Source organism: Paraburkholderia bryophila (genome assembly GCF_003269035.1).
Lineage (GTDB): Bacteria > Pseudomonadota > Gammaproteobacteria > Burkholderiales > Burkholderiaceae > Paraburkholderia > Paraburkholderia bryophila.
This window is the reverse complement of record NZ_QLTK01000001.1, coordinates 752,257-773,919: the sequence shown is the minus strand read 5'-3', so window position 1 is coordinate 773,919 and position 21,663 is coordinate 752,257. Positions and strand designations below refer to the sequence as shown.

General features: G+C 63.7%; 20 protein-coding genes. 13 read left to right on the top strand and 7 right to left on the bottom strand.

The window, feature by feature from the left end; genetic code table 11:
* Positions 1 to 20 precede the first annotated feature (20 nt).
* Positions 21 to 923 (bottom strand): LysR family transcriptional regulator, encoded by a 903-nt coding sequence (locus tag BX591_RS03360; RefSeq protein ID WP_111929282.1) that lies wholly within the window; start codon positions 921 to 923, stop codon positions 21 to 23.
* Positions 924 to 1,017: 94 nt separating this feature from the next.
* Between BX591_RS03360 and BX591_RS03355 the strand changes: the two genes are divergently transcribed.
* The 4 genes from BX591_RS03355 (at position 1,018) to BX591_RS03340 (ending at position 5,432) form a co-directional block, all read left to right on the top strand.
* The gene (locus tag BX591_RS03355) at positions 1,018 to 1,896 is read left to right on the top strand and encodes an alpha/beta fold hydrolase (RefSeq protein ID WP_111929281.1); all 879 of its coding nucleotides are present in this window, start codon (positions 1,018 to 1,020) and stop codon (positions 1,894 to 1,896) included.
* A gap of 13 nt (positions 1,897 to 1,909) precedes the next feature.
* Positions 1,910 to 3,331 carry a 3-isopropylmalate dehydratase large subunit gene (gene leuC, locus BX591_RS03350; protein ID WP_111929280.1) on the top strand — a complete coding sequence of 474 codons (1,422 nt, stop codon included), beginning with the start codon at positions 1,910 to 1,912 and terminating at the stop codon, positions 3,329 to 3,331.
* Positions 3,328 to 3,963: a 3-isopropylmalate dehydratase small subunit gene (leuD, locus tag BX591_RS03345; protein ID WP_111929279.1), complete on the top strand. Its 636-nt coding sequence runs from the start codon at positions 3,328 to 3,330 to the stop codon at positions 3,961 to 3,963. The genes leuC and leuD overlap by 4 nt, the downstream gene beginning before the upstream one ends.
* Positions 3,964 to 4,079: 116 nt before the next feature.
* Positions 4,080 to 5,432: a dicarboxylate/amino acid:cation symporter gene (locus tag BX591_RS03340; RefSeq protein WP_167444489.1), complete on the top strand. Its 1,353-nt coding sequence runs from the start codon at positions 4,080 to 4,082 to the stop codon at positions 5,430 to 5,432.
* Positions 5,433 to 5,527: 95 nt separating this feature from the next.
* Here the strand turns inward: BX591_RS03340 and BX591_RS03335 are convergent, their stop codons facing one another.
* Complete coding sequence (locus tag BX591_RS03335; RefSeq protein WP_111929278.1) at positions 5,528 to 6,232, bottom strand: TetR/AcrR family transcriptional regulator; 705 nt, start codon at positions 6,230 to 6,232, stop codon at positions 5,528 to 5,530.
* Between the two features lie 168 nt (positions 6,233 to 6,400).
* Between BX591_RS03335 and BX591_RS03330 the strand changes: the two genes are divergently transcribed.
* The 3 genes from BX591_RS03330 to BX591_RS03320 are packed head-to-tail and all read left to right on the top strand — an operon-like array spanning position 6,401 to position 9,518.
* Positions 6,401 to 7,318, top strand: coding sequence for an SDR family oxidoreductase (locus BX591_RS03330; protein ID WP_111929277.1), 918 nt, complete (start codon positions 6,401 to 6,403; stop codon positions 7,316 to 7,318).
* A complete protein-coding gene (locus BX591_RS03325) occupies positions 7,315 to 8,994 on the top strand; it encodes an acyl-CoA synthetase (protein WP_111929276.1) in 1,680 nt (559 codons plus the stop codon). The genes BX591_RS03330 and BX591_RS03325 overlap by 4 nt, the downstream gene beginning before the upstream one ends.
* On the top strand, positions 8,991 to 9,518 hold the full coding sequence (locus BX591_RS03320) for an Lrp/AsnC family transcriptional regulator (protein WP_111929275.1): 528 nt from the start codon (positions 8,991 to 8,993) through the stop codon (positions 9,516 to 9,518). Before BX591_RS03325 ends, BX591_RS03320 begins: the two co-directional genes overlap by 4 nt.
* A gap of 71 nt (positions 9,519 to 9,589) precedes the next feature.
* On the opposite strand, the gene BX591_RS03315 is transcribed toward BX591_RS03320, so the two are convergent.
* Entirely contained in the window at positions 9,590 to 10,000 is a 411-nt protein-coding gene (locus tag BX591_RS03315; RefSeq protein WP_111929273.1) for a DUF2000 domain-containing protein, read from the bottom strand.
* 290 nt (positions 10,001 to 10,290) lie between these two features.
* Between BX591_RS03315 and BX591_RS03310 the strand changes: the two genes are divergently transcribed.
* From BX591_RS03310 to BX591_RS03295, 4 genes are all read left to right on the top strand, one after another.
* Positions 10,291 to 10,689 carry a VOC family protein gene (locus BX591_RS03310; protein ID WP_111929271.1) on the top strand — a complete coding sequence of 133 codons (399 nt, stop codon included), beginning with the start codon at positions 10,291 to 10,293 and terminating at the stop codon, positions 10,687 to 10,689.
* 110 nt (positions 10,690 to 10,799) lie between these two features.
* Positions 10,800 to 11,486, top strand: coding sequence for a tat (twin-arginine translocation) pathway signal sequence (locus BX591_RS03305; RefSeq protein ID WP_111929270.1), 687 nt, complete (start codon positions 10,800 to 10,802; stop codon positions 11,484 to 11,486).
* A gap of 121 nt (positions 11,487 to 11,607) precedes the next feature.
* The gene (locus BX591_RS03300) at positions 11,608 to 13,194 is read left to right on the top strand and encodes a GMC family oxidoreductase (RefSeq protein ID WP_111929269.1); all 1,587 of its coding nucleotides are present in this window, start codon (positions 11,608 to 11,610) and stop codon (positions 13,192 to 13,194) included.
* A gap of 172 nt (positions 13,195 to 13,366) precedes the next feature.
* A complete protein-coding gene (locus BX591_RS03295; RefSeq protein WP_111929268.1) occupies positions 13,367 to 13,717 on the top strand; it encodes a ribbon-helix-helix domain-containing protein in 351 nt (116 codons plus the stop codon).
* Positions 13,718 to 13,815: 98 nt separating this feature from the next.
* On the opposite strand, the gene BX591_RS36740 is transcribed toward BX591_RS03295, so the two are convergent.
* Positions 13,816 to 15,009 carry a hypothetical protein gene (locus BX591_RS36740; RefSeq protein ID WP_208459602.1) on the bottom strand — a complete coding sequence of 398 codons (1,194 nt, stop codon included), beginning with the start codon at positions 15,007 to 15,009 and terminating at the stop codon, positions 13,816 to 13,818.
* 187 nt (positions 15,010 to 15,196) lie between these two features.
* Here BX591_RS36740 and BX591_RS03285 point away from each other — a divergent pair, with 187 nt between their 5' ends.
* Positions 15,197 to 15,577: a DUF5594 family protein gene (locus BX591_RS03285; protein ID WP_111929263.1), complete on the top strand. Its 381-nt coding sequence runs from the start codon at positions 15,197 to 15,199 to the stop codon at positions 15,575 to 15,577.
* A 142-nt stretch (positions 15,578 to 15,719) separates the two neighbouring features.
* Here BX591_RS03285 and BX591_RS03280 read toward each other — a convergent pair whose 3' ends face one another.
* The 3 genes from BX591_RS03280 to BX591_RS03270 form a co-directional block, all read right to left on the bottom strand.
* Entirely contained in the window at positions 15,720 to 17,300 is a 1,581-nt protein-coding gene (locus tag BX591_RS03280; RefSeq protein WP_111929262.1) for a methyl-accepting chemotaxis protein, read from the bottom strand.
* A 42-nt stretch (positions 17,301 to 17,342) separates the two neighbouring features.
* Positions 17,343 to 19,142: a methyl-accepting chemotaxis protein gene (locus BX591_RS03275; protein WP_111929261.1), complete on the bottom strand. Its 1,800-nt coding sequence runs from the start codon at positions 19,140 to 19,142 to the stop codon at positions 17,343 to 17,345.
* A gap of 276 nt (positions 19,143 to 19,418) precedes the next feature.
* Complete coding sequence (locus tag BX591_RS03270; protein WP_111929260.1) at positions 19,419 to 20,810, bottom strand: aminotransferase-like domain-containing protein; 1,392 nt, start codon at positions 20,808 to 20,810, stop codon at positions 19,419 to 19,421.
* Positions 20,811 to 21,171: 361 nt separating this feature from the next.
* Here BX591_RS03270 and BX591_RS03265 point away from each other — a divergent pair, with 361 nt between their 5' ends.
* Complete coding sequence (locus tag BX591_RS03265; protein ID WP_035546812.1) at positions 21,172 to 21,654, top strand: MSMEG_0572/Sll0783 family nitrogen starvation response protein; 483 nt, start codon at positions 21,172 to 21,174, stop codon at positions 21,652 to 21,654.
* The last annotated feature ends 9 nt before the right edge of the window (positions 21,655 to 21,663 follow it).

Genomic DNA, 21,663 nt, shown 5'->3' with positions numbered 1-21,663 from the left:
CCGCACCCGCCGTACGCGCTCTAGATCGGCTTCACGCTCTCCCGCAACTCGTCGCCGAGGAAGTCGATAAACGTTCTGAGCTTGGCCGACAGGCTGTGCCGCTCCAGATAGATTGCGTGGATGTCCGCATTCGGCAGCGTCCAGTCGCTCAACACCGGTACCAGCTCGCCGCGCCGCACGTGTTCGCCGATTTCCCACGCCGAGCGCACGGTCATGCCGCGACCGTCGAGCGCCCATTTCAACACGACGCTGCCGTCGTTGCTGCTCAACGGGCCGTCTACCTTTACCGTCTCCGATTTCTTGCCGCGCGAAAAATGCCACGTGCCATACGCCGATTCGTTTTCGCGTAACACCAGGCACGCGTGGCGCGTGAGATCGTGCGGCATGAGCGGCGCACCATGCCGCTTCAGATAAGCCGGCGACGCGCACACCAGACGCTGGTTCTTCAACAGCAAACGCGCATTGATGCGCGCGTCCGGCACGTCGCCGAAACGAATGCCGAGATCGAAGCCTTCCTCCTGCAAGCTCAGCGGCCGGTCGGTCAGATGGAGTTGAATCTTCATCGACGCAAAGCGCTCGCTGAAGCGCGAAATGGCCGGCGCAATATGCGCGCGGCCGAAACCGAACGACGCGTTCACCCTCAACAGACCGGTCGGTTCGGCGCGGCTCTGCGTCACCAGCTGTTCGAGTTCGGCGAGATCGTCGAGGATGCGCGAGCCGTTCGTCAGATAGATCTCGCCCTCGGCCGTAAGACTGACGCGCCGCGTGGTGCGGTTGACCAGCCGCACGCCGAGGCGCTGTTCGAGTTGCGCGAGGCGTTTGCTGATGGACGGCGGCGTCACGCCGAGTTCGCGCGCGGCGGCGGCCAGATTGCGGTGGCGCGCGACCAGGGCGAACAGATTCAGGTCGGAAAAGCCGTCCATTGATTCGTTCCTAAAAGTTAATTCTGGATTGCCTGAAGAGAAACCACATCGCTGCAGGCATCAATTAGACTGCATTCACACACCGGAGGCAACGATGTTTGCAGACTTCATAGACGCGTCGGCCGAAGTCGACGGGATTCGGATCAACGCGATTCGCGGCGGCAGGGGGCCGGCTTTGCTGTTGCTGCACGGCCATCCGCAGACCCACGCGATCTGGCACAAGGTCGCGCCCGCGCTGGCGCGGCACTTCACGGTGATCGCCGCGGATTTGCGCGGTTACGGCGACAGCGGCAAACCGCCCGGCGCGCACGATCACAGCAATTATTCGAAACGCCGCATGGCCGCGGATCAGGTTGCGTTGATGCACGCGCAAGGCTTCAGCCAATTCGCCGTGATCGGTCACGATCGCGGCGGACGGGTCGCCGCGCGCATGGCGCTCGATCATCCGCACGCCGTGACGAAACTCGTGACGCTCGACGTCGCGCCGACGCTCGCGATGTACGAGCAAACCTCGTTTGCCTTCGCACGCGCTTACTGGCACTGGTTTTTTCTCGTGCGGCCCGCGCCGTTTCCCGAGACGCTGATTCGCGCGGACGCCGATCTGTATCTGAAGCAGACCATCGGCGCGCGCAGTGCCGGGCTCGCACCGTTCACCGGGCAGGCGTACGCGGAGTATCTGCGCTGTCTGAGCGACCCCGCGACCGCGCACGGCATCTGCGAGGACTATCGCGCGAGTATCTCGATCGACCTCGATCACGACCGCGCCTCGCTGGACGAAGGGCAAAAGATCGGCTGCGCGTTTCTCGCGTTATGGGGCGCGCAAGGCGTGATCGAACAGTGCTTCGAGCCGCTCGCCGAATGGCGGCAATGGTCGGCGCAGGTGAGCGGCGAGGCGTTGCCGTGCGGTCATTACATTCCCGAGGAAGCGCCCGAGTTGCTGCTCGAACGCGTGCTTCCGTTCTTGCAGGCTTAGGCGCGTGTCCACCATGTCATCTCCCTCTCTTACCTTCTATCAGAAGCTGGTCGATTCGCACGTCGTCAAACGGATCGATGCGCAGAACGTGCTGCTGTACGTCGATCTGCATCTGATGAACGAATACACCAGCCCGCAGGCATTCAGCGCGTTGAAGGACAAGGCCCGCCATGTACGCCGTCCGAAGCAGCAGCTTGCGGTGGTCAGCCATATCATCCCGACGCACGCGGAGTCGCCCCGCGTGATTCGCGACGCCGCCTCGCTATTGCAGGCGACTAACCTGGCGCGCAATTGCAGCGCGGCCGGAATTCAATTGCACGATGCCAACGATCCGCTGCAAGGCATCGAACATATCGTCGCACCGGAGCGCGGTCTGATCCGTCCCGGCATGGCCGTGCTGTGCGGCGACAGCCACACCACCACGTATGGCGCACTCGGTGCGCTTGGCTTCGGCATCGGCACGTCGGAGGTGGAGCATGTGCTTGCCACGCAGACGCTGGTGTACCGCATCGCGCAGACCATGCGGATCACGATCGACGGCGCGTTGCCGTACGGCACCTCGTCGAAGGATGTGATTCTGTGGATCATCAGCCGGATCGGCGCGCAAGGCGCGCGCGGTTATGCGGTGGAATTCGCTGGTTCGACGATTGCGTCGCTGTCGGCGGAAGCACGCATGACCTTGTGCAATATGACCGTCGAAGCGGGCGCGCGCGCCGCGCTGATCGCGCCCGATGCGACGACGTTCGAGTATGTCCGCGCCCATGCCGCGTCGCTCGACGACGCCGCCTGGAACGCCGCGCTGAACGACTGGCGCGAACTGAAATCGGACCCGGGCGCGCGCTTCGATATCGAACACCGTTTCGACGCGCACGACATCGCGCCGTTCGTCACGTGGGGCACGAGTCCCGATCAGGCCATCGCGGTCGACGCGCGAATTCCGTCGGCCACCGCCCAGGCCACGCCGGAAGCCGCCGCATCGTTGCGGCGTGCGCTCGACTATATCGGCCTCGATGCCGGGCAGCCGATTGCCGGCACGCCGATCGATCGCGTGTTTATCGGCTCCTGCACCAACGGACGGATCGAGGACTTGCGTATCGTCGCCGCCATCGTGGCGGGTCGCCATGTCGCCCAAGGCGTGCGCGCGATGGTCGTGCCGGGCTCGGGCAGCGTGCGTCGTCAGGCGGAAGCCGAAGGCGTGGCCGCGACGCTGCGCGAGGCGGGCTTCGAATGGCGCGAACCCGGCTGTTCGATGTGTCTGGCGATGAACGACGATTTTCTGACGGCCGGCGAGCGCTGCGCATCCACCACCAACCGCAATTTCGAAGGGCGCCAGGGGCGCGGCGGCCGCACGCATCTGATGAGCCCCGCGATGGCCGCAGCGGCCGCCTTGACTGGACGCATCACCGACGTCCGCACGCTGGAGACGCAATCATGAGCACGAATTCCACCCGCGTCACGAGATTGACGAGCATTCACGGCACGGCCGCGCCGTTGCCGATCGACAACCTCGACACCGATCAGATCATGCCGAAGCAGTTCCTGCGCATTATCGACAAGGCCGGGCTCAGCCAGGGTCTGCTGTACGACCTGCGTTTCGATGCGCAAGGCGCGCCGCGCGACGACTGCGTGCTCAATCAACCGGCTTTTCGCGGCGCACGTATTCTGCTGGGCGGCGCGAATTTTGGTTGCGGGTCGAGTCGCGAGCACGCGGTCTGGGGACTTCAGCAAGGCGGTTTCGACGCCATCATCGCGCCGAGTTTCGCGGAGATTTTCTATTCGAACGCGATGAATAACCGCTTGTTGCTGGTGCAACTGGCGCGCGAGCAGATCGACGTGCTGCTGCGCGACGCAAGCGCGTATCCCGCCGCGCAACTGCATATCGACATCGAGAAACAAACTGTGACGTCCGTCGGCGGCCTCGTCTTCCCGTTTCCGCTCGGCGCGCGGCATAGGCAGATGGTGATCGAAGGCATGGACACCATCGACCTCACGCTCGCCTCGCTGCCGGATATCGAAGCCTTCGAGTGCGCTCACCTCGCCCGGCACCCCTGGGCCGCCGTGTTGTAACCGTCAGTCAGGCGGCGTGCCGCGCCGTCGTTCAACCGCAACGCGTGACCCAATCCCCGCGAGAAGGGAAGGGTCGCGCTTTGCCCAAAATTTGCCTGAAGCAAATCGGAGGAGACATGAAACGCAAACCGCTTTACAAGGTGCTGTACATGCAGGTGATCGTCGCGATCGTGATCGGCGTGGCCTTCGGTCATTATTGGCCGAGCCACGCGGTGGCGATGAAGCCGCTCGGCGATGCCTTTATCAAACTCGTGCGCATGATCATCAGCCCGGTGATTTTCTGCACGGTCGTGACCGGCATTGCGAGCATGCACGACATGCGCAAGGTGGGCCGGGTCGGCGGCAAGGCGCTGCTGTATTTCGAGGTCGTGTCGACGCTGGCGCTGGCGATCGGTTTGCTGGCCGCGCATGTGCTGCAACCGGGCGCGGGCTTCAACGTCGACCCCGCCACGCTCGACGCCGGCGCGGTGTCGTCCTATACCGCGCAAGCCGCACATGGCGATGGGCTCACGGGCTTCTTCATGCATATCATTCCCGAGACGTTCGCCGGCGCGTTCACGCAGGGCGACATTCTGCCGGTGCTGCTGATCGCGATGCTGTTCGGCACCGCGCTGGCCGTGATGGGCGAGCCCGCGAAACCGCTGATCGGTTTGATCGAACTGCTGTCGAAAACCTTTTTCAGAATCGTGCGCATGATCACCAGCCTCGCGCCGCTCGGCGCGTTCGGCGCGATTGCGTTCACGATCGGCAAATACGGCATCGTCTCGCTGCTGCCGATGATGAAACTGATCGGCACGTTTTATCTGACCGCGTTCCTGTTCGTCTCATGCGGCCTCGGCCTGATTGCGCGCGCCTGCGGATTCAGTCTGTGGCGTTTCGTGGTCTACATCAAGGACGAACTGCTGATCGTGCTCGGCACGTCGACCTCCGAAGCCGCATTGCCGCAATTGATGGAAAAGCTCGAGCGGCTCGGCTGCTCGCGCGGGATCGTGGGGCTCGTGGTGCCGACCGGCTACTCGTTCAATCTGGACGGCACGAATATCTACATGACGCTGGCGGTGCTGTTTCTCGCTCAGGCCACCAATACGCATTTGACGCTCGCCCAGGAGATCACCTTGCTGGCGGTGACGATGCTCACCTCGAAGGGCTCGACGGGGGTGACGGGCGGGGGTTTTATCACGCTGGCCGCGAGTCTTTCCGTAGTGCCGACCGTACCGGTGACGGCGATGGTGCTGATACTCGGCATCGACCGTTTCATGTCCGAGTGCCGGGCGTTGACCAATACGATGGGCAACGGCGTGGCGTCGATCGTGATCGCGGCGTGGGAGAAGGAACTGGATCGCGATCGCATGAAGGCGGCATTGGCGAAGCCGGGGCCGGGGGTGCTGGTGGCGCCGGTGTCACAGGTGGAAGCGGCGGCCGCGCCGGGTAGCATGCCGGAGCGCGAAGAGGTGCCACGTTCCGCGTGATTGACCCATGTCGGCACGAGTACGCCGTGTTCGCGCGCTTAGCTAGCGTTGAACGTGTGGCGTGGCGTAGCGTGCCCCGGGAGACGCGCGCGTGTTTATTTCGACTCCGCCGCTTCGAATCGCCTTACCGCGCCCACAATATCGTTGCGCAATTGCCGCAACGCCGCCCGCCGCGTGTCGGGTGGCACCAGTCCTTGCCACAGCAGGTCGCTCAACGACGCGGCTGTCGCTTCGATGTCGACTTCCCTCTGTTTGCGCACGGCGTCCCATAGCACATGCTCCATCGGGCCGTATATGGCCGAACGCAACAGGCCGAGCGGCATGTCGTCCCGCACGTCGCCACTGGCAACACCCTCGGCAAGTACCCGCATCATCGGCGCCGTATAGCGGCGCTGTAGTTCGACGATGACGTCGCCGAACTTGTCGTCTTTCTCGCGGCCCTCGGAAAGAATCAGTGCGCACAAGCCGGTTCCGTCCACCGTTAATCGGTATAGATGCGTGCGCACCAGGTAGGCGAACCGGCTGCGCGTGCCGTCGATCAGCGGCAATTCGCTTTCCACCTGCGCGATGATTTCATCGTACCAATTGCCCAGCACGCGTACGCACAGATCCCGTTTGCTGGCGAAGTACGTGAAGATCGTCGCCTCCGATACACCCACTCGGCGCGCAATCTCCGTCATCGTGGCGGACGCATAGCCGACCTCGGAGAAGACGAGCCGTGCGGCCTCGAGAATAGCCCTGAGACGTTGCTCGGAACGCGCCTGCACAGGCACGCGACGGGATGCGGCGGAGACGGTCATTGTCGATAGAAGGAAAGTAGAAGTGTGTGAGTTGAGTCTAGCTCAAATGTATTTGAAGTGATAGTTTGGTATAGGTTCGAGCCAAAAACTGGCTCGACGCTGTGCGTTCATACAACTTGAGCTAAACTCAAAAATTGATATCGAGCAGATTGTGAAGGAGACACCCGAATGCCCACCGCTTCGCCGAGTACTTCGCCGTCGTTGAACGGCTACCGTTCTGTCTTCCGCGAAGGCCTGTTCGCAGGCAAGGTTATCGTCGTCACGGGGGCGGGGAGCGGGCTGGGCCGCTGTACGGCGCATGAACTCGCCGCGTTGGGCGCAACGATCGCATTGATCGGCCGTAGTCCGGACAAACTCGAAGCCGTGCAAGCCGAACTCGTCGCCGATCATCAAAACGTCAGCGGTCATCGCATCTACTCGTGCGATATCCGTAACGAACAGCAGGTGCGCGACACGGTTGCCGCCGTGGTTCAGAACCTCGGTCAGATCGACGGCCTTTTCAACTGCGCCGGCGGCCAATTCCCTGCGAAGCTGGAGACGATTTCGCTGAACGGCTGGGACGCCGTGGTACGCAACAATCTGCACGGTACCTTCCTGATGTCCCGCGAGTGCTACACGCAATGGATGCAGCACCACGGCGGCGCGATCGTCAATATGCTGGCCGACATCTGGGGCGGCATGCCCGGCATGGGCCACTCGGGCGCGGCGCGCGCAGGCGTGTGGAACTTCACGGAAACCGCCGCGTGCGAATGGGGGCACTCGGGCGTGAGGGTCAACGCGGTCGCGCCGGGCTGGATCGCTTCCGCCGGCATGGACAGCTATGACGAAAGCTATCGGACGCTGCTGCGTTCGCTGAAACACAAAGTGCCGCTGCAACGCTTCGGCACCGAGTCCGAACTGGCGAGCGCGGCCGTCTTTCTGCTGTCGGAGGCGTCGGCGTTTATCAACGGCACGGTGATTCGCGTGGATGGCGGCGTGCCGAACGCGCGCCATTCATGGCCGCTGCCCGCTGCCGGGCGTACGATCGAGTACAACGGTTTCCCACGCTATCAACCGCCGACCGGCTTGCAGGAGCAGACACCATGAATCTCGACGGCCAGACCTACGAGTCGCTGACGGCCCGCTTCGCGTGGCGGATTCCGCCGCGCTACAACATCGGCGTGGACGTCTGCGACAAATGGGCCGACGGTTCCGGACGTCTCGCGCTGATCTATGAAGATCCCGAAGGCCGCGCCACGCACTACACGTTCGACGAATTAAAGGCGCTGTCGGATCGTTTCGCCAACGCGCTGCGCGCAGCGGGTGCGCAACGCGGCGACCGTATCGGCATTTTCCTGTCGCAGTCGATCGAGACGGCCGTCGCGCATCTCGCCGCGTACAAGGCGGGCATGGTGGCCGTGCCGCTGTTCGCGCTGTTCGGCATCGATGCGATCGAACACCGCCTGGGCGACAGCGGCGCGGTCGCGTTGATCACCGACCACGCGGGTGTGCAAAAGATTGCCGAAATTCGCGCGGCCTTGCCGGCCTTACGCAATGTGTTCAGCGTGGATCTCGCCGATGAAAGCAGCGATGACGCCGCGCAAGCAAATCCGCTCCGCTCGTTCTGGCACGCGCTGAGCAACGCGTCGGCCGACTTCACACCGGCCGATACCGGCGCCGACGATCCCGCGGTCATCATCTACACCTCCGGCACCACCGGCAAGCCGAAGGGCGCGTTGCACGGCCATCGCGTTCTGCTCGGGCATCTGCCGGGCGTCGAGCTGTCGCAACAGGGTTTCCCCGCGCAGGCCACGCTCATGTGGACGCCTGCGGACTGGGCGTGGATCGGCGGTCTGTTCGACGTGCTGTTGCCGTCGTGGCATCACGGCGTGGCCGTATTGGCGCGCCGCTTTGCGAAATTCGACGGCGAGGCCGCGTTCGATCTGATGGCGCGCCACGCGGTGTCGCATACGTTTTTACCGCCCACGGCGTTGAAGATGATGCGTGGCGTCGAGCATCCCGAGCGCTGGCAGCTCGCGCTGCGCGCGGTGGCGAGCGGCGGCGAATCGCTCGGCGAGGAATTGATCGGCTGGGGCCGCAAGGCGCTGGGTGTCACGATCAACGAGTTCTACGGGCAAACCGAGTGCAACGTGGTGGTGTCGTCGTGCGCGGCGCTGTTCGAGCCGTGCTTCGGCGCGATCGGCCGCGCGGTGCCGGGGCATCATGTGGCGATTGTCGACGCCCACGGCAACGAGCTACCGCAAGGCGCGATCGGCGATATCGCGGTGGCCGCGCCCGATCCGGTGATGTTCCTCGGCTACTGGGGCAACGAAGCGGCCACGCGCGAGAAATACCGCGGCAAGTTTCTGGTGACCGGCGACCTCGGCACGCGCGACGCGGACGGTTTCATCCGCTTCGTCGGCCGTGGCGACGACGTAATCACGAGCGCCGGCTACCGGATCGGCCCGGCTTCGATCGAGGATTCGCTGCTGCGTCATCCGGCGGTGTCGATGGCGGCCGTGATCGGTGCACCCGATCGCGAACGCACCGAAATCGTCATGGCGTTCGTGGTGCTGAAACCCGGTTTTACCGGCAACGACGCCTTGGTGCGCGAAATCCAGCAGCATGTCAAAACGCGACTCGCCGCGCACGAGTATCCGCGCGAGATCCGCTTTGTCGACAGCCTGCCGTTGACGGCCACCGGCAAGGTGATTCGCCGCGCGTTGCGCGACGGACTCGGGCAAGATGGCGAACATCCCGCCGCAAAACTTGAATCCCGATGACCGATACCACCCGTCCACCGTCGAGCCGCACCGGCAAGGCGCTGAAAGCACCCGGTGCGCAACCCGCCGTCGCGGCCGCGCTCGACGACACGGACCGCAAACTGCTGGCCTTGCTCGCGCAAGACGCCACGCGCACTTACGCGGAACTCGGCAAACTGCTGTTTCTGTCGGCGCCCGCGGTGCATGAGCGCGCGCGGCGTTTGAAGAAAGAAGGCGTGATCAAGGCCACCGTCGCCGCGCTCGATGCCGCGCGGCTGAATCGTCCGTTGCTCGCATTCGTGCATGTCGACACGACGAGCTGGGCGGTCACGCGGCAACTGCTGGCGCTCAAGGAGCTCTCGGACGTCGAGGAGATTCACACGGTGACGGGCGAAAGTGCGATGCTGCTCAAAGTCCGCACGCGCGATACGCAGACGCTCGAACAACTGCTGGCGCGGATTCATGCCATTGAAGGCTTCACGGGCACGCGCAGTTATATTGCGCTGACCACGTATCTGGAGCGTGGGCCGAGTCCGGCGCTGTGAGTTTGGGGCGCCGCATGTGGCCATGTCCCCATGGCGCCGCTATATCGCGTCACCACGTCCCACGCTGCCGCTCACGCATGCAGCGACAGGCCCTTGACCGCCTTGTCGACCGCTTTCTTCAAGCCGCGCACCGCCAGCCCGACGAGATCGGGCGCGTCGGCCGGTTCCGCACGGAATACCTCGCGATTCGCCTGATCGTGGCCGGTGGAGAACATCGCGCGCACATAGACGGCGCGCGTCAATTCCCGCTCGATGCCCTGACGGAACGCGCGCAGCAGGCCGGCGCCATCCGCCTGATACACCATCATCGGTTGGCCGAGCAGCCGCGCGTGCCGGCGGCCGGCGGCGTCTTCATACGGTTCGCCGAGTGCTTCAGGCGCGGCGCCCGCGATACCCGTCGCGAGAAACGCGGTGACATTGAGTTTTTGCCATACGGCCAGATCGTCCAGCACGATGATCGCGACCTTCGTATCGAATTCCATTTTCCACACCGCTCCACAGCGCGTCAGCGCACAGATAAAAACCGGTCCACGCCGGAATGTTAGGGAAAGGACGGCAGCTTGTGCAGGGCCTCGCGGTGAAAACGAATGCGCTTCGCCGAATTCGCGCCGACGTCGCGTCGCAAGCGGGTTTTGCCTGATGCCATTCGGCGCGCGCGTGCTGCAATGCAACCTGACGTGCAACATAGGGCAAGTCCCTGGCGCGATTTAGCCGTGCATTACCACTCACGCGGGCGGCCTCCTAAACTTGAATCAAACAGGAGGGGACACCGATGGCCAAACTCATCCATACGATGATCCGCGTGCAGGATCTGCCGCGTTCTCTGCAGTTCTATCAGAAGGCTTTCAATCTCGACGTCTCGCACCGGCTCGACTTTCCGGCGTTCACGCTGGTCTATTTGCGCAACGACGAAGCCGACGCGGAAATCGAACTGACCTGGAATAAAGGCCGCGCGGAACCGTATTCGCACGGCGACGGTTACGGTCACGTCGCCTTTTGCGTGGACGACGCGACAAGCGAGCGGCAGCGGTTGATCGAGCTCGGCATGACGCCCAACGATCTACGGGAGTTTCACAACGACGGCGGTGAATTGCTGGCGCGCTACTTTTTCATTCAGGACCCTGACGGCTACAAGATCGAAGTGTTGGAACGCTACGACCACTATCAATAGAACAGGCAAAACGGCGGCCGCCGCGTGTTGAGCAATACCCCACAGAAATTATCTTGCATGGGACTCGAATCAGCGCCACCGCGCCGGTTCCGGTCAACAAGGAGACAGACATGAAGACAACGGTCATTCCGATCGTCGCGTCCGATCACGCACACGCCACTCATCATCATCATGAACCCGGGCAGGGCCATGAGCATCCTCATGGCCACGAGCATCGCGCGGCGCAGGCGGCGGCCGTAGCCATGCGCATTCCGCTTACGCGCCGCGCGCTGTTGCGCGGCACCGGCGTGCTGATGGGCACGCTGGCGTTGTCGTCGGTGCTGTCGACGCTCGCGCCGAGCCGCGTCTGGGCGCTCGAACTGCAAGGGCTCGACACGCATCAGGGCGAAGTGATCCTCGCCTTCACGCGACAACTCTATCCGCACGCCACGCTGGACGACGCGGTGTACGCGCTGGTGGTCAAGGACCTCGACACGAAGGCGAAAACCGATCCTGCGGTGCGTCAGCAGCTTGCTGACGGCGTCAGACAACTCGACGCGCGGGCGGGTTCGGACTGGCTCAAACGACCGCCCGCCGATCAGGCGCAGGACGTCGCGGCGCTCGCCGGCACGCCGTTCTTCAACACGATCCGTAGTACGGCGGTGGTGTCGTTGTACGCCAACACGATGGCGTATGCGCACTTCGGTTATGGCGCGTCGGAAGGCGACGGCGGTTATCTGACCAAGGGGTTCAACAGTCTCTCGTGGCTGCCGAATCCGCCGGCCGGGGCGAGCGGTCCGATCCCGTCGGATAGTTAATCGACGCTGCGAATGCATGGGACCCAAGTAAGCGCTAAAGCGCCAACTCGGGTCGACAGCTTGTGCATGGGACCCGAGTAAGCGCTAAAGCGCTAACTCGGGTCGACACTGGAGACACGATATGAATCAGGACAACAACAAGGTGCGGTTTTCGCACAACGACGACAAGGTCGTCGTCATCATCGGCTCGGGCGCGGGCGGCGGTACGCTCGCCAACGAGCTGGCGCAGAAGGGGATCGACGTGGTCGTGCTGGAAGCGGGCAAACTACACACGCAAGCCGATTTCACCACCGACGAATGGGGCGCGTTCCAGATGCTGTCGTGGCTCGACAAACGCACCACGTCGGGCACCTGGCGCGTCGCCAAGGACTTCCCGAATCTGCCCGCATGGATCTGCAAGACCGTGGGCGGCACGACCACGCACTGGGCGGGCGCGAGCCTGCGCATCCAGCCGCACGAATTCAAGGCCAAAACCACCTACGGCGATATCAAGGACGCCAATCTGCTCGACTGGCCGCTCACCCGCGCGGAACTCGATCCCTACTACGACCGTGCCCAGCAAAAGATGGGCGTGACGCGCACCAACGGTCTGCCGGGTTTGCCGGGCAACAACAACTTCAAGGTGATGTCGGCCGGGGCCATGAAGGTCGGCTACAAGGAATGCAACACCGGCCATATGGCGATCAATAGCGTGGTGCGCGACGATCGCGCGCATTGCTTCCAGCGCGGCTTCTGTTTTCAGGGCTGCCGCACCGGCGCGAAATGGTCGACGCTGTACACCGAGTTGCCGCGCGCCCAGGCCACCGGCCATATGGAATTGCGCACTCAGGCGCACGTGGTGCGAATCGAGACCGACGCGCGCGGCAAGGCGAAGGAGGTGCTGTACTACGACGGCAACGGCAAATTGCAGCGCCAGAAAGCCCGCATCGTTGCCGTCGCGGGTAATTCGATCGAAACGCCGCGCCTGCTGTTGAACTCGCATTCGAGCCGATTCCCGCAAGGGCTCGCGAACGGCTCGGGGCAGGTGGGCCGCAATTACATGCGCCATACCACGGGCTCGGTGTACGCGGTGTTCAACGACAAGGTGGACATGTTCAAGGGCACCACGATGGCCGGCATTATCGAAGACGAGGCGGTGTTCAATCCGCAGCGCGGTTTCGCGGGCGGCTATCACATGGAGACCGTGTCGCTCGGGCTGCCGTTTTACGCGGCGTTTCTGAACCCCGGCGCGTGGGGCCCGAGCTTCGCGCAGGCGATGGATCAGTACGCGTACACGGCGGGCATGTGGATTGTCGGCGAGGATATGCCGCGCGACAGCAATCGCGTGACCCTGAATACCGACGTGAAGGATCAGTACGGTCAGCCGGTCGCGAATGTGCATTTCGACGATCATCCGAACGACGAAGCCATGCGCGAGCACGCGTTCAAACAGGGCACCGCGGTGTATGAAGCGGCCGGCGCGAAGACGGTGTATCGCGTGCCGCCGTATCCGTCCACGCACAACCTCGGCACCGCACGCATGAGCGCGCGTGCCGAAGACGGCGTATGCAACAGTTTTGGCCAGACGCACGAAGTGTCGAACCTGTTCATCTCGGACGGCAGTCAGTTCACGACCGGCGCGGCGGAAAATCCGACCATGACGATCGTGACACTGGCGATCCGTCAGGCCGATCACATTGCGGCGCAGATGGGCAAACGCACGGTTTAGCGAGGGTGTGTTTGTTTATATGTTGGTTGGTTGATTTGTCGGGACCAGCGCCGCGTTCGGGTTCGACGCGATTGTCGGGCGGCGCAGGCCAGCGTATGTTGACCAGAAGCGGCGTGTGCGGCGGCGTCATGAAGGCGCCGCCGCATGCGACGCGAAACACGGAGCAAACGTCATGTGTGGGATCTACATCAACGCCGATCCGATCCTCTATGAATCGCGCACCCGTTCGTTGCGGATTCACGGAGTGATCACGACCGTCCGGCTGGAAAACCTGTTCTGGGACGTGTTGCACGAAATCGCGGCGCGCGAGAGCATGACGACCAGTCAGTTCGCGGTCAAACTCTACGACGAGCTGATCGCGCTGCGCGGCGAAATGCCGACCAACTTCGCGTCGTTTCTGCGGGTGTGCTGTCTGCGCTATCTGTCGATGCGCACGGAGAAGGGCGCCCCCGTGTCCGGGACGGCGCCTGAACCGACGGCGGCCGTGAACGAAGCACGGCCGCGGATGCTGAAGACGGTTTGACGTGTCACGCGCGACGCGGTGAGCGTCGGGTACTGAGGGTGCTGAGGGTGCTGAGGGGCGCGCTTGGGCCGTTAACAGCGCGCTATCGCCTCACGCGGTCAGGGAAACATGTTGCGCTTCGGGAATTCCTGCTCGCTTTCCCAGATGCCCGGGCGTTGACGTCGTGCGAGCAGCCATTTGCCGTCGACAAAGCGGTAGGTTTCGTAGCGCGTCACGAAATCGTCGTCGTCGCCGGTGCTGTCTTTCTTGTCGAAATCTGGGCTGCACGCCACCTGTTGAATCTCATCGGCGCCGCCGTTGCGCGCCGGCGAAATTTTCCAGGCCGACTTGCCGGTGGCGGCGAGCACGAGCGGGCTGGTTTTGCCGTCGTCCGTGGTGTATTGCACGGGGTCGAGCGACTGCCTGGGCGGCATCAGGATTTGCGTGGCGGGGCCGCTGTAGGAACCCATCGGCGCGGTGGCATCGACGGTGAGAAACAGCACCGGACCGGGCAGACCGTGCAGCGGCGCGGGCTGGACACGGGCCAACGGATAGTCCAGTTGCCGGGTGGCCGCAATCGCGCCCGACGTCGACACGAGGCGCAACTGCGCTTTCGCGAGCGGCTTCGGATCGTTGCCGGGCAGACCTTCTTCCGAAGCACCCGTGCCCCATAGCTGCTTTTGCAGCGCGGGGGTGATGCGTTCGTCTTCGAGCAGTTCGATCGAATCGCCATCCAGGCCCGGCGCGCGCTGGATGACGTGATAGCCGTCGGGGGCGGTGACGGTGGGTGCGGACGGTGCGGTTCCGGCGGGTGTTGCCTGTGTTGCCGGCGTTGCCGCAGGCGCTTGAATTGGCGTCGGCATCGGCGCTGCCGTTTGCGCTTGCGTTTGCTTTTGCGCGGCCGGTTGCGATGCCGCTGCGTCGTCGGTAAAGACCGGCGAGAAATCGATGTTCGGCACGACGAATGTCTCGACCGTCGTCGCACCTGGACGCTGGTAGCTCACCACCGACGTATTCTTGCGCGCCGTCAGCACGTTGACGGTAATGCCCGGTTGAATATCGATGCAACCGCCCGCCTGCGCTTGCGCGAGTTGTTCGGGCGTGGCCGTCGCACCGTGGCTGCGGCTCTCGCCATTGGGCAGTGTGAGTTGCGCGAGCGCCTGCGCCGAGACACACATCACACCGGGTTTCGTCGCGATCAGATCGGCCGCCATGGCTGGCGTGCTGAACCATCCGGCAGCAGCGAGCAGGAAAGCGATTCGCGTTTGCCGCCGCGTTTGCCGCCGCGTTCGCAGCCGCGTTGTAAATGGCATCTGGAACTGCTTTTGGGCTTGGATTTGCAACTGCTTCTGGAACATTGACTGCCTCTGGTTGTCAGGCTTAGCCGCGGATTATAGGAAACCCCCGTAAGCACAACAAGCGCGGCACTGACGCAACAAATCCAGGCGCGCTTGCATGCTAGGATGCTTCGCTCATCGAGCATGAAAGTCGGAGACCCAGATGCGCCCGGAGAATGCCGCCCGTTTCGACGAACAGTTTGCGCCGCGCATCGCCGCAGCGATCGCCGCCTGTTTCGCCGCCACCGTGCATACCGAAGTGCTGCCCTATGGCGGTCACGGGCAACCTACGCGCGTGCGTATCCATGCCGCGCCGCTCGATAATCTCGGCCACTATCCGCATCCGCTGAATCTGTACCTGACGTGGGACAGCGACGAAATCGAACGACTGATGGGCGCGCAAGGGGAGGCGAGATTCGCGGGTTATCTGGCCGCGTTGCCGCGCAAGCTTGCCGCATGGAACCATGCGCGCGAGCTGGATTTTCTGTCGCATACGCAGGCCGAGCCGGTGGCCTTGATCGGCGGGCTCGACTTCGAATCGTAAGCAGCGCGTAACCTGCGCCGCGTTGCAGAAGCAAAAACGCCGCAACATGTGCGGCGTTTTACAAGTAGCCAACGAACACGACAACCGCAGCCACTACATTCGCTTCAACCTGCGCCGCCGCAACGAACGCGGCGCCGCTCCATCAGGCCGTTGCGCCCAACTGGAAGAAACTCACGCTCTGCACCAGCCCCGACGCCTTGCTTTGCACCGCGTCGGCAGCGGCAGCCGCCTGCTCGACCAGCGCCGCGTTGCTCTGCGTCACCTGATCCATCTGCGTCACCGCGTCGTTGACTTCGGCAATACCCGTTGCCTGATCGACGCTGGCCGTCGCGATCGCCTCGACGATGCGCGTCACGCTGCCGGCGCTTTGCACCACGCCTTCCATCGTAGTGCTCGCGTGATTGATCAGTTGCGTGCCGGCCTCGATCGTCGCGACCGATTCGCGAATCAGCGTCTTGATCTCGCGCGCGGCGTCGGCGGAACGTTGCGCGAGGCTGCGCACTTCGCTGGCCACCACCGCAAAACCGCGACCCTGCGTCCCGGCGCGCGCGGCTTCGACCGCCGCGTTGAGCGCGAGAATATTGGTCTGCGCGGAAATCGCCTCGACCACCGCAATGATGTCGACGATGCGTTTGGACGCCACGTTGATCTGATCCATCGTGCGCACCGCGTCGGTCATCACGACGCCGCCTTCGCGTGCGGCTTGCGCGGCGGTTTGCGCGAGCGAGGTGGCTTCGCGTGCGTTCTCCGCGTTGCGCTGAACCGAATCGGTGAAATGCTGCATCGACGCGGCGGTTTCCTCGAGCGACGCGGCCTGCTGTTCGGTGCGTGCGGAGAGGTCGAGATTGCCGGCCGCGATTTCCTGCGTGGCCGACGAAATGGTATGCGCGCCCTCGCGAATCTCGTGGACGATCGTGCGCAAACGATGGTTCATGTCGTTCAGCGCGACCAGCAACTGGCCGGTTTCGTCGCGGCTCACCACGGCCACGTCGGCGCGCAGATCGCCGGCCGCCACTGCCTGCGCGACGCCGACCGCCTGCTTCACCGGCAGCGTGATGCTGCGGCTCAGGAACCACACCGCGAATGCGCCGAGCCCGAGCGAGCCGATCACCACGCTCAGCAGCAGCGCGCTGGCCAGCGTGTAGGCACTTTGCGCGGCTTCGGCGGTGCGCACATTCGACGCCTGCGCCTGCTGCATGACGGAAGCGACGATGTCGTCGATCGCGGCCGTCGGCGCCCGGTCGATACCTTTGACGAGCCCGTCCACCACGTGAGCGGTATTCGGGTCGGCGGCGTCGTAGCGCTTGAGCGCGTCGAGATAGCTGTCCTGCAACGACGCGTGCGTGGCGAGCGCCTTGTCGACGCCGTCCGCATTCGCGCCCAGCGCGCTCAACTGGTCTTTCAGGCGCGTCAGCGCGGCGTGGGTCGTGCCGCCCTCGTTGTTGAAGGCGTCGCGGTATTTGGCGAACGCGGCCGAATCGGCGCCGCGCAACAGCAGGTCTTTCCATTCCTGCACCTGCTTCTTGAACTCGACCTGCGCGACGCGCGCCGTGTCGGCCGCCTGCGCGTACTGGCTCAAGGTTTGCGCCGACTGGATCTGCAGCGCATGCGTGTCGGACAACGCATGCCAGCCTTCCAGTCCGACCACTATGGTGGCGGCGAGCAGCACTGCGCCAAGCAACGCCAGCTTGATGGCGATTTTCAGATTGCGATAGAACGTCACTGCGTGTTTCCCTGGCGTACCGGTAGTGCGATTGATATGCGATTAATCGAGCTTGAATTGCGTCACCGCGCCCGCGAGGCTCACTGCCTGGCTCTGCAATGCGGCGGCCGCTGCGGTCGATTGCTCGACCAGCGCGGCGTTCTGCTGAACCATTTCGTCGAGCTGGCTGACGGCGCGATTCACTTCCTGAATGCCGCGCGTCTGTTCGTTCGCGGCCTGGGTGATTTCGGAAATGATGGTGGTCACGTTGGCGACGTTGCTGACGATCTCCGTCATCGTTTCGCCGGCCTGACGCACCTGGCCCGACCCCGACGTGACGCTCGACACCGTCGCTTCGATCAGCGCCTTGATTTCCTTCGCGGCCTGCGCGCTGCGTTGCGCGAGACTACGCACTTCGCCCGCCACGACCGCGAAACCGCGGCCCTGTTCGCCGGCGCGTGCGGCTTCGACGGCCGCGTTCAGTGCAAGGATGTTGGTCTGGAACGCGATACCGTCGATCACGCCGATGATATCGGCGATCTTCACCGACGCGTGTTCGATTTCACCCATAGTCGTAATCACTTCCGCGATCACCACGCCGCCGCGCGAAGCGACTTGCGACGCGGACACGGCGGTGTCGTCGGCCTGCTTCGCGGCGCTCGCCGATTGCGTCACCGTCGAGGTGATTTCTTCCATCGAGGCGGCGGTTTGCTGCAGGCTCGCCGCTGCGGATTCGGTACGACCCGACAGATCGACGTTGCCCGCGGCGATTTCATTCGCGGCCACGCGCACCGATTCGCTGGCATCGCGAATCTGGCGCATCACGTGGCTGAGTTTGTCGATGAAGGTATTGAACGAACGCGCGATCTGCGCGACTTCGTCGTTGCCGTCGGCGGGCAGACGTTGGGTCAGATCGCCTTCGCCCGAACCGATCGCGTCCATCGCGTCGCGTACGTTCGAGAGGCGCTTGAACGACACGGCGGTGACGGCGGCCACGACCGCCGCTGCGATACCGGCGATCACGACCAGCGCGATCAGCGAAGCAGTCAGCAGCGAGCGCATGCCGGCGGTCGCTTCCGCTTTATCCAGCGCGACGACCGCATACCAGTCGGTGCCGGGAATCGCTTCGGTGCGCAGCAGTTTGGCGCTGCCGTTCACGTCGACTTCGAGCGGATGTTCGGCGCCGAGCAGGGCGGCCAGTTTGTCGCTGGTGAGCGCCGGCACGAGATCGGAGACCGGCTTCAAGGTCAGCTTCGAATCCGGATGCGCGACGATATGGCCGCTCGCGTCGATCAACATGCCGAAGCTTGCGGGCGTCGGATGAATCGCCTTGACGTTGGCGATCACGCTGTCCATCGCGACGTCACCGGAGACCACCGCTTTCACTACACCGTCGCGCACCACCGGCGCGGCGAACGCGACCACCAGCTTGCCGGTGCCGACATCCACGTACGGCGGCGTGACTACCGGCTTACCGGCCGCGGCGGCCTGCTTGTACCACGGGCGTCCGGTCGGATCGTAGTCGGGCGGAATACCGGTCGGGTCGGAGAACTTCGCGGTCTTGTCCGCGTAGCCGACATACACGTTGGTGAACTTGCCCCCAGCGGCGACCAGCTTCAGCGCGGCGCTCGGGTCCGGTTGCAGCACGGCGTCCTGCAGCGAGTCGATCATCTGCTTGTGCGTGACGACCCAGTCGTCGATCCCGTCGGCGTGACCGCTTTCGACGGCGTTCAGACTGTTTTCGATCGCGTCGGCGTTATACGAATTGGCGACGACATAGTTGAGGACCGCATTGGCGGCGAGCGCAACCACAACGATGGCGACGCACAGGGCGACGATGCGCGCGCGAATGGAAGAGAACATGTCGGGGAGTCTTTCGGAGTAAGCAGTGAGCCGTAGTCGGTGAGGCGGGGGCCTCACCAGAGGTATACGGCGTGGGCAGTGTGGACTTGAGCGGGTAATGCTTTCAGTTTATGACAGGGGCCGGGAGACCCGCTTGTGGCGGGTCGCCGCGATCCTACACAATTTTTCGCCCGCCGCGGGCTTTTCAATAAACACCGAAACCCGCATGAACAGGCGCTCTGCGAGGCGTTGTATTCGTCAGACAATAGCGCTATGCCAGGTTGCCGCGAGATCGCTTCACATCACCGGAGAATGCAGATGATGCGGATGCTCGAGTGTTTCCGCCACGATGCGCAAAGCCTCGGCGCATTCTTCGCGCGTCTTCGAGCCGCCCAGGCACACACGCATCGCGTTGGGCGGATTGCCGTCGGTGGAAAACGCCGCGCCCGCGACTGCCGCGATGCCCTGGCTGCGCAACTGCAACGCGAGTTCGGACGCGCTCCAGCCACTTGCTATCGGCACCGGCAGCCACAGGTGAAAGCCGTCCGGATGCGCGTCGTAAGGCCACGCTTCGAGCTGCCGTGCCGCGATCGCCTGACGCGCGCGCGACTCGTTGCGGATGGCATTGAGCATATCGAGCGCGGTGCCGTCGGCGATCCATTGCGTGGCCAGCGTGACCGTGAACGGACTCGCCATCACGGTGGTCGCGCGCAACGCGCCGGCGAGGCGTTGCGTTTGACGCGGCGTCGGCGCATGCAGATGCGCAACGCGCAGGCCCGCGCCGAGGCTCTTCGATAAACCGGTCACGTAGTAGGTCAACTCGGGCGCGAAGGTGGCGAGCGCATCCGGCGCGCTTTGAGGCAGCATCGCGTAGGCGTCGTCTTCGATGATCGGCACGCTGTAGCGCAACGCGACATCGGCCAGCGCCTCGCGCCGTTTGTGCGCGAGCGTCAGCGTGCTCGGATTCTGCAGCGTCGGATTGCAATAGAACGCGCTTGGCTTGTCGGTCTTGCAGAGCGCCTCGAAGGCATGCGCGAGCGGACCTTCGTCGTCGCGCGGCAAGGCTTGCAGACGCACGCCGAGTTGTGCGGCGATCGCCTTGATGCCCGGATAGGCGAGCGTATCGAGGCAGATCGTCCCGCCGGGCCGCGCGAGTTGCGACACCAGTGCCACCAGCGCGCTGTGAATGCCGGGACAAACCAGGACGTTCTGCGTGTCCGCGTGCGGCACGCGGCGCCGGAGCCAGTCGGCGCCCGCGTCCTTGTCGGCGGCCGAGCCGCCGAAGTCCTGATAACGCAGCAACTGGTACGGATCGCTGTCGGCCATCCGGCGTGCGGCGGAATCGCGCAGACGGTTCGCGTAGTCGGGCGGCTCGGGCGGCGTGTTCATCGACATTTCAATGCTGCTGCCGCCGGTGAGCGGCAACGTGGCCGTGCGGCCGCGCACGAACGTGCCGCTGCCCGCGCGCGAATCGAGCAGGCCGCGTTTGCGCGCTTCCGCGTAGGCGCGCGCCACCGTCGTGTAATTCAACGCCAGTTCCTCGGCCAGATCGCGCAGGCCAGGCAAGCGGTCGCGTGGTCGTAGCCGTCCGGTGGCCAGATCTTCTTCGATCAGATCGGGAATCGCGAGGTAGGCCGGCTTGCGGATATCGGCGAGACGTTTGATCCAGTGATGGGTTGGGCTGTTCATCGCATGCGCGCTTTCGATTAGGGTGGCAGGGCCGATAAAACTTGATCGGATCTAAATGCGATCAATGATCGGATTGATCGCCCGTGGTGAATGACTGCACCATGCCGACACGTTCGCGCCCGCGAATCGCACCCGGCTGGTGCGGTGACGCGCTGCGTATCGCGCTTGCGCGGCCTGTCCCGGCGGTATGCAAACTTCACACCCGAAAAATTTTTGTGTCGGACTTCGAATCGAGGCGGAATTGATTGCGGATTGATCGCATTCGCGCAGCCGATCAATGGCACGGCCGTTGCATTGAGAGAAGCGCGCACACGCTGAACGCGCGCCTTCTTTTACTTAGCAAACCTGATCGGAGAGTGTCATGCCAGCCGTCAACAAACCGCTGCATCAGAAGGGCGATTACCTGGTCGACTACGAGGAGAAAGTCTTTGAGGACGTGAAAGCCGAACCGGGAGAGAAGGCGCTCGTCACGTTCCATACGGTCGCGTTCGAAGGCTCGATCGGTTTCGTCAATCTGCTGCAGGCCACGCGCTTGCAACGCAAGGGCTTTGAAACCTCGGTGCTGCTGTATGGGCCCGGCGTCACGCTCGGTCTGCAACGCGGCTTTCCGACCCTCGGCGACGAAGCGTTCCCCGGCCATCTGAACTTCAACAAACAGTTGATGAAATTCATGGAAGAGGGCGGCAAGGTCTACGCGTGCCGTTTCGCGCTGCAGGCGCTGTATGGACACGGCGAAGCGTCGCTGATCGAAGGTATCCGGCCGATCAGTCCGCTCGACGTGCTCGATATCCAGCTTCTGCATCGCAAGGACAACGCGCTCGTCATCCACACGTGGACGGTTTGACGGAACACG